The sequence below is a fragment of the Streptomyces sp. NPDC091371 genome (assembly GCF_040684275.1).
Classification (GTDB): Bacteria; Actinomycetota; Actinomycetes; order Streptomycetales; family Streptomycetaceae; genus Streptomyces.
Map to the genome: position 1 here is coordinate 167,685 of NZ_JBFBFP010000014.1, position 6,000 is coordinate 173,684.

Consider the following 6,000-nt stretch of genomic DNA (forward strand, 5'->3'; position numbering starts at 1 on the left):
CTGTCCACCGGAATTGAGGGCTCCGAACGGGATTCCGGACGGGCCCCTAACGTCGTGGCATGACTCTTCGAACGCTTATCTCGCATCCGTCGGGCGCCACCAGCGGCCCGGGTCGTAGTCGTCTCTCCGACAGCCGCGGGCGTGGCCGCAGCCGCAGCCGCAGCCGCAGCCGTAGCCGTGGGCCCGGCCTGGTGCCGGGGCAGCCGCGGTACCGCCGACGGCACGCTCCGCACGCCCCGCACGCGGATCCGGAGGCGGTGCGCCGCCGGGCGGAAGCCCTGCTGGGCGGCAGTGGTCCGCCGCCGGCCGAGGCGCCGCCCCCGGAGCCCGAGGAGCTGCCCGCGGCGCCCGGGGAGCTGCCCGCGGCGCCCGGGGAGCTGCCCGCGGCGACCGTGCGCGGGCTCGCCGTGCGGGAGCGGTTGCCGGTGTGGTTCCAGGCCCGCTGCGGGGTGGAGCCGCGCGCGGTGGGCGCCGTCGCGGTGGTGCTGGTCGCCGCCGTCGGGTTCGCGGCGCAGCAGTACTGGTCCGCCCGGCCGCGTGCGGTGACGGCTCCTGCGGTGGTCGCCCCGGGGGCGGTGCCGTCGGCGGCCGTGGACGCGGCTCCGGTGGGGGCCGCCGTGCGGATCGTGGTGGACGTCAGCGGGAAGGTCCGGGATCCCGGAGTGCGGCGGCTGCCCGCCGGCTCGCGCGTCGAGGACGCGCTGGCCGCCGCGGGGGGTGTGCGGCCGGGTACGGACACCACCGGGCTGAACCGGGCCCGGGTGCTGGTGGACGGCGAGCAGGTGCTGGTGGGTGCCCCGGCGGCGGCTCAGGGCGGGGGCGTCGGCGGGGGGTCCGCGCCGCTCAGTCTCGGCTCGGCCACGGTCGACCAGCTGGACGGGCTGCCGGGGGTGGGGCCCGTGCTGGCGCAGCACATCGTGGACTTCCGCACCGTCCGCGGGGGCTTCCGCTCCGTGGAGGACCTCCGCCAGGTCAACGGCATCGGTGAGCGCCGCTTCGCCGATCTGCGTGCCCTGGTGCGGCCGTGAACCGCCCCGAGGTCCGCCCCGAGGTTCGATTCGGGGGCCGCTCCGAGGATCGCCCTGAGGGCCGCTCCGGGGGCCGCGCGGGCTCGGGGCGGGCGGATCCGGGGCCGGCCGATCTGCGCCTCGCGGTGCCTGCCGTGGCGGCTTGGGGGGCGGCCGCCCTGGCGTTGGACGCGCCGGGCTCCTGGACCGCGGCCGGGGTGGGGCTGGGCGTGGCCGGCGCGGGGATGCTGATCCTGGCCGGGTACCGGCGCCCGGGGCCGCTGTGGCGGGTCGCCCCTGCCGTGGCCGCCGCCCTCCTGTGCGCGGCCGCCGGCGCCGGGGTGGCCGGGCTGCAGCGGGCCGAGGCGCGGGCCGGGCCGGTCGAGGGGCTGGCCCGTGAGCACGCCCGCGTGCTCACGGAGTTGACCGTCGGCTCCGATCCGCAGGTCTCCCGGGGCGGCAGCGGGCCTCCTCTGGTGGTGCTGGACGCGGTGGTGACGGGGGTGACCGGGCCCGACGGGGTGCGGACCCGGGTCGAGACGCCGGTACGGGTGCTGGCCGGTCATCCGGGATGGGCGCGGCTGCTGCCCTCCACCCGGGTGGCGGTCGTCGCCCGGCTGGCCCCGGCCAGGGGCGGGGAGCGGGCCGTGGCGCTGCTCCGCCCGGCCGGTGACACCCCGCCCGGGGTGACCGGCGGCCCCGATGCCGCGCAGCGGATCGCCGGGCGGCTGCGGGCAGGGCTGCGGGAGGCGAGCGAGGGGCTGCCGCCGGATGCGAGGGCACTGCTGCCCGGGCTGGTCGTCGGGGACACCTCCCGGGTGCCGCCCGACCTGCGGGAGGCCTTCCGGAGCACCGACCTGCTGCACCTGCTGGCCGTCTCGGGGTCCAACCTGACCGTGGTGCTGTTCCTGCTCATCGGGCCCCCGGCCCGCGCGCAGCGGGCCGAGCGGCGCGGGCTGGCGCCGCGGCTCGGGCTCTCGCTGCGGGCCACCGCCCTGTGCGGGGCCGCGCTGACGCTGGGGTTCGTGGTGGTGTGCAGGCCGGAGCCCAGCGTGCTGCGGGCCGCGGCCTGCGGGGCCGTGACCTTGCTGGCCATCGCCACGGGGCGGCGCAGGTCCCTCCTCCCGGCGCTGGCCGCCGCCGTCCTGCTGCTGGTGCTGTACGACCCGTGGCTGGCCCGCGGTTACGGATTCCTGCTCTCCGTCCTGGCCACCGGGGCGCTGCTGACCCTGGCACCCCGGTGGAGCGAGGCCCTGCGGCGGCGGGGGACGCCGCCGCGGCTCGCCGAGGCGCTGGGGGCCGCCGCGGCCGCCCAGGCGGTGTGCGCGCCGGTGGTCGCCGTGCTCTCGGCCCGGGTCGGCCTGGTGGCCGTGCCGTGCAACCTGCTGGCCGAGCTGGCGGCGGGTCCGGCGACGGTGCTCGGCTTCGCCGCCCTCGCGGTGGCTCCGCTGTGGATGCCCGCGGCGGAGCTGCTGGCCCGGTGCGCGGGGGTGCCGGCCGGGTGGATCGCCGCCGTGGCCCGTGCCGGGGCGCGGCTGCCGGGGGCGGAGCTGTCCTGGCCGGGCGGGCTCGGCGGCGGACTGCTGCTGGCCGCGGTGACACTGGCCGGGGCGGCCCTGGTCGCCCGGTTCGGGCGCCGCCGGCGGTGGCTCTGCTCCGCCCTGGCGGTGGTGCTGCTCCTGGCCGTGCTGCGGCCGCCGCAGTTGACCCGTACCCTCACGGGCTGGCCTCCGCCCGACTGGAGTTACGTCCAGTGCGCGGTCGGGCAGGGGGACGCCGCCGTACTCGCCGTCGGCCCGGGGGAGGCCCTCGTGGTGGACGCCGGCCCGGAGCCCGGCCCGGTGGACGCCTGCCTGCGGGCGCTGGGGGTGCGGCGGGTGCCGATGCTGCTGCTGACGCACTTTCACGCCGACCACGTGGCGGGGCTGTCCGGGGTGCTGCGGGGCAGGTCCATCGGGGTGATCCAGACCACCGGGCTGGAAGAGCCGTCCGGGCAGGCCCAGTTCGTCCGCCGGACGGCGGCCGCCGCGGGAGTGCCCGTGGTGCGGGCGGTGGCGGGGGAGCGGCGCCGGGCGGGGCCGCTGGAATGGCAGGTGCTGTGGCCGCCGCCCGCCGGACCACCGCCCGAGGGGCCCAACGACGCGAGCGTCGCCCTGCTGGTGCGCGGCGGCGGAGTGACCCTGCTCCTGCTCGGCGACCTGGAACCACCCGCCCAGCAGGCGCTGCTGAGGGACCATCCGGAGCTCGGGCCGGTGGACGTCCTCAAGGTGGCCCACCACGGTTCCGCGCACCAGGATCCCGGGCTGCAGGACCGGATCCGGCCGCGCCTCGCGATCGTCCCCGTCGGCGCGGGCAACCGCTACGGACACCCCGCACCCGGCACGTTGGCCCGGCTGCGGAAGTCCGGGGCGACCGTGCTGCGCACCGATACCGACGGCTCCGTCGCGGTCACCGGATCCGGTGCGCTGCTGCGGGCATTTCCGGCCAATCGGCGGCGCGGGCGGCGCGGGCATACCGGGCGCGACCATTCTGTTTGCCCACAACCCGACAGCATGATCGAATGCGTCTTCGCCAACACGGTCCAAGTCCACACAGCACGGGGGTGCATCAGCCATGTTCGGTCGTCGACGGGGGATGGATACGGCCGGAGGTTCCAGTCCGCACACATCCGCGACACTGACCCTGCCGCCGACGGCGCGGCTGCTCAGCTGCCGTGTGCTCGACAGCGTCCACCAGCCGGTCAGGCAGGCGAAGTTCGAGGTCACCGACCCGATCGGCCGACGGATCGTCAGCGGCGAGACCGACCCGTACGGCGGGATCACGGCGACCGTGCCCGAAGGGGAGTACCGGCTCTCCGTCACCGCCGAGGGGTACGCGCCGTTCCACGGGGCGACGCTGGTGGGCGGCCCGGCGCAGCCCGGCACCGGGGAGATCGTCCTCGACGTGGTGGAGCCGCCGCTGCTGCCGCAGCCAGGCCACTGGGAGCTCGACCCGACGCATTCGACGATCGGCTTCACGGCCCGCCACATCGGCATGGCCCGGATCCGCGGCCGGTTCAACACGTTCGCCGGCGCGGTGCGGATCGCCGAACGCATGGAGGACTCCTCCATGCACGTGATCATCGACGCGGCGAGCATCGACACCGGGATGCGGATGCGGGACGACCACCTGCGCTCGGGGGACTTCCTGGACGCGGTCCGCTACCCGACGGTGGAGTTCTACAGCGAACGGTTCATCCACCGCAGCGGCAGCCGCTGGGCCGTCGCGGGCGCCCTCACCCTCCACGGGGTGAGCCGTTCCGTCACCCTCGACACCCGGTACCTGGGCCTCGGCACGGGCCTGGAGGGCGAGCCGCGGGCCGCCTGCCGGGCCACCGCCGAACTCCAGCGCGAGGACTTCGCCCTGAACTGGCAGTCGATGCTGGCGCAGGGGATCGCGGCGATCGGATCGAGCGTGGAAGTGACGCTGGACGTCCAGGCCGTCCACAAGGCCTGAGGGGCCCGAGGGGGCCCCGGCGCCTACGGCGCCTCCAGCCAGCCCTCGTACTCGGCGGCGAGGGAGTCCAGGGCGGTCGGGTCGAGCCGTTCGCGCGGATCCTCGACGACCACCAGCCACTGGGCGTCCTCGGCATCGTCCTCGCCGGCCAGGGCGTCGCGGACCAACTGCGGCTCCTCCGGGAGGCCGAAGCGGTCCACGGCCTCCTGCGCCACCTCCTCGGCGGCGTCGCGGTCGGGCAGGACGAGTACATGTCGCACGTTCACGCGACCATTCTCAAGGATCCGTCGGGGCAGGCCGTGCGGGGGTGGGCTGTCAGTGCGGCGTGGGATGCTGGAGGCGATGGCCACCAGGAAGAACTCAACCGACGATCCGCTCGCCCCGCTCACCCTCGCGGTGGGCCAGGAGGATCTGCTGCTCGACCGTGCCGTACGGGAGGTGGTGGCGGCCGCCCGTGCCGCCGATGCCGACACGGACGTGCGCGACCTCTCCTCCGAGCAGCTCCAGCCCGGCACGCTGGCCGAGCTGACGAGCCCCTCGCTCTTCTCCGAACGCAAGGTCCTCGTGGTGCGGGGCGCGCAGGACCTGTCCGCGGACACCGTCAAGGAGGTCAAGGCCTACCTCGACGCGCCCTACGAGGAGATCATCCTCGTCCTCCTCCACGCGGGCGGGGTCAAGGGCAAGGGCCTGCTGGACGCGGCGCGCAAGGCGGGCGCCCGGGAGGTCGCCTGCCCGAAGATGACCAAGGCGGCGGACCGGCTGGCGTTCGTACGGGGCGAGTTCCGTGCGCTGGGCCGGTCGGCGACGCCTGGGGCCTGCGAAAACCTGGTGGACGCGATCGGCAGCGACCTGCGGGAGCTGGCGAGTGCGGCGGCGCAGCTCTGCGCGGACGTCGAGGGCACGATCGACGAGGCCGTGGTGGGCCGTTACTACACGGGCCGGGCCGAGGCCTCCAGCTTCACGGTCGCCGACCGGGCCGTCGAGGGGCGGGCGGCGGAAGCCCTCGAAGCCCTGCGCTGGTCCCTGGCCACCGGGGTGGCGCCGGTCCTGATCACCAGCGCGCTGGCCCAGGCGGTGCGCGCGATCGGCAAACTCGCCTCCGCCCCGCGCGGCGCGCGCCCCGGCGACCTCGCGCGGGACCTGGGCATGCCGCCGTGGAAGATCGACCGGGTCCGCCAGCAGATGCGCGGCTGGTCCGCGGACGCGGTCGCCGACGCGCTGCGCGCCGTAGCCGTGGCTGATGCAGGGGTGAAGGGTGGCGGCAGCGACCCCGAGTACGCGCTGGAGAAGGCCGTCGTGGCGGTGGCGCGCGCGGCCAGGCCGCAGCGGCGCTAGGGGGTGTCCGGCGGATCAGGGCCGGGCCCGCGCCGCCTGGCACCGCGCCTTGCCGCGTTGTCGTCGGTCGTCGATGCTCCGCATCGACTCCCTCCTCCGCCTTGCAATGCACGGCACCAGACGACGCGGCCTGTCCGACCCTGATCCGCCGGACACCCCCTAG

Annotated in this window: 4 protein-coding genes and 1 pseudogene; 4 read left to right on the forward strand and 1 reads right to left on the reverse strand. The window is 76.4% G+C overall.

Annotation, left to right across the window (positions count from 1 at the left end):
• The first annotated feature begins 191 nt into the window (after positions 1–191).
• From AB0O21_RS18300 to AB0O21_RS18310, 3 genes and pseudogenes are all read left to right on the forward strand, one after another.
• On the forward strand, positions 192–1,028 hold the full coding sequence (locus AB0O21_RS18300; protein ID WP_365172153.1) for a ComEA family DNA-binding protein: 837 nt from the start codon (positions 192–194) through the stop codon (positions 1,026–1,028).
• Between the two features lie 224 nt (positions 1,029–1,252).
• Positions 1,253–3,484, forward strand: a pseudogene (locus AB0O21_RS18305) (ComEC/Rec2 family competence protein); the annotation flags it as partial.
• A gap of 157 nt (positions 3,485–3,641) precedes the next feature.
• Positions 3,642–4,502 carry a YceI family protein gene (locus AB0O21_RS18310; RefSeq protein ID WP_365172154.1) on the forward strand — a complete coding sequence of 287 codons (861 nt, stop codon included), beginning with the start codon at positions 3,642–3,644 and terminating at the stop codon, positions 4,500–4,502.
• A 23-nt stretch (positions 4,503–4,525) separates the two neighbouring features.
• Here AB0O21_RS18310 and AB0O21_RS18315 read toward each other — a convergent pair whose 3' ends face one another.
• Complete coding sequence (locus AB0O21_RS18315; RefSeq protein WP_365172155.1) at positions 4,526–4,768, reverse strand: hypothetical protein; 243 nt, start codon at positions 4,766–4,768, stop codon at positions 4,526–4,528.
• 76 nt (positions 4,769–4,844) lie between these two features.
• Here AB0O21_RS18315 and holA point away from each other — a divergent pair, with 76 nt between their 5' ends.
• Positions 4,845–5,837, forward strand: coding sequence for a DNA polymerase III subunit delta (gene holA, locus AB0O21_RS18320; protein WP_365172156.1), 993 nt, complete (start codon positions 4,845–4,847; stop codon positions 5,835–5,837).
• Positions 5,838–6,000 lie beyond the last annotated feature (163 nt).

Coding starts and splice junctions, on each gene's coding strand:
- AB0O21_RS18310 (WP_365172154.1), top strand. CDS start 3,642: ATGGATACGGCCGGAGGTTCCAGTCCGCACACATCCGCGACACTGACC.
- holA (WP_365172156.1), top strand. CDS start 4,845: ATGGCCACCAGGAAGAACTCAACCGACGATCCGCTCGCCCCGCTCACC.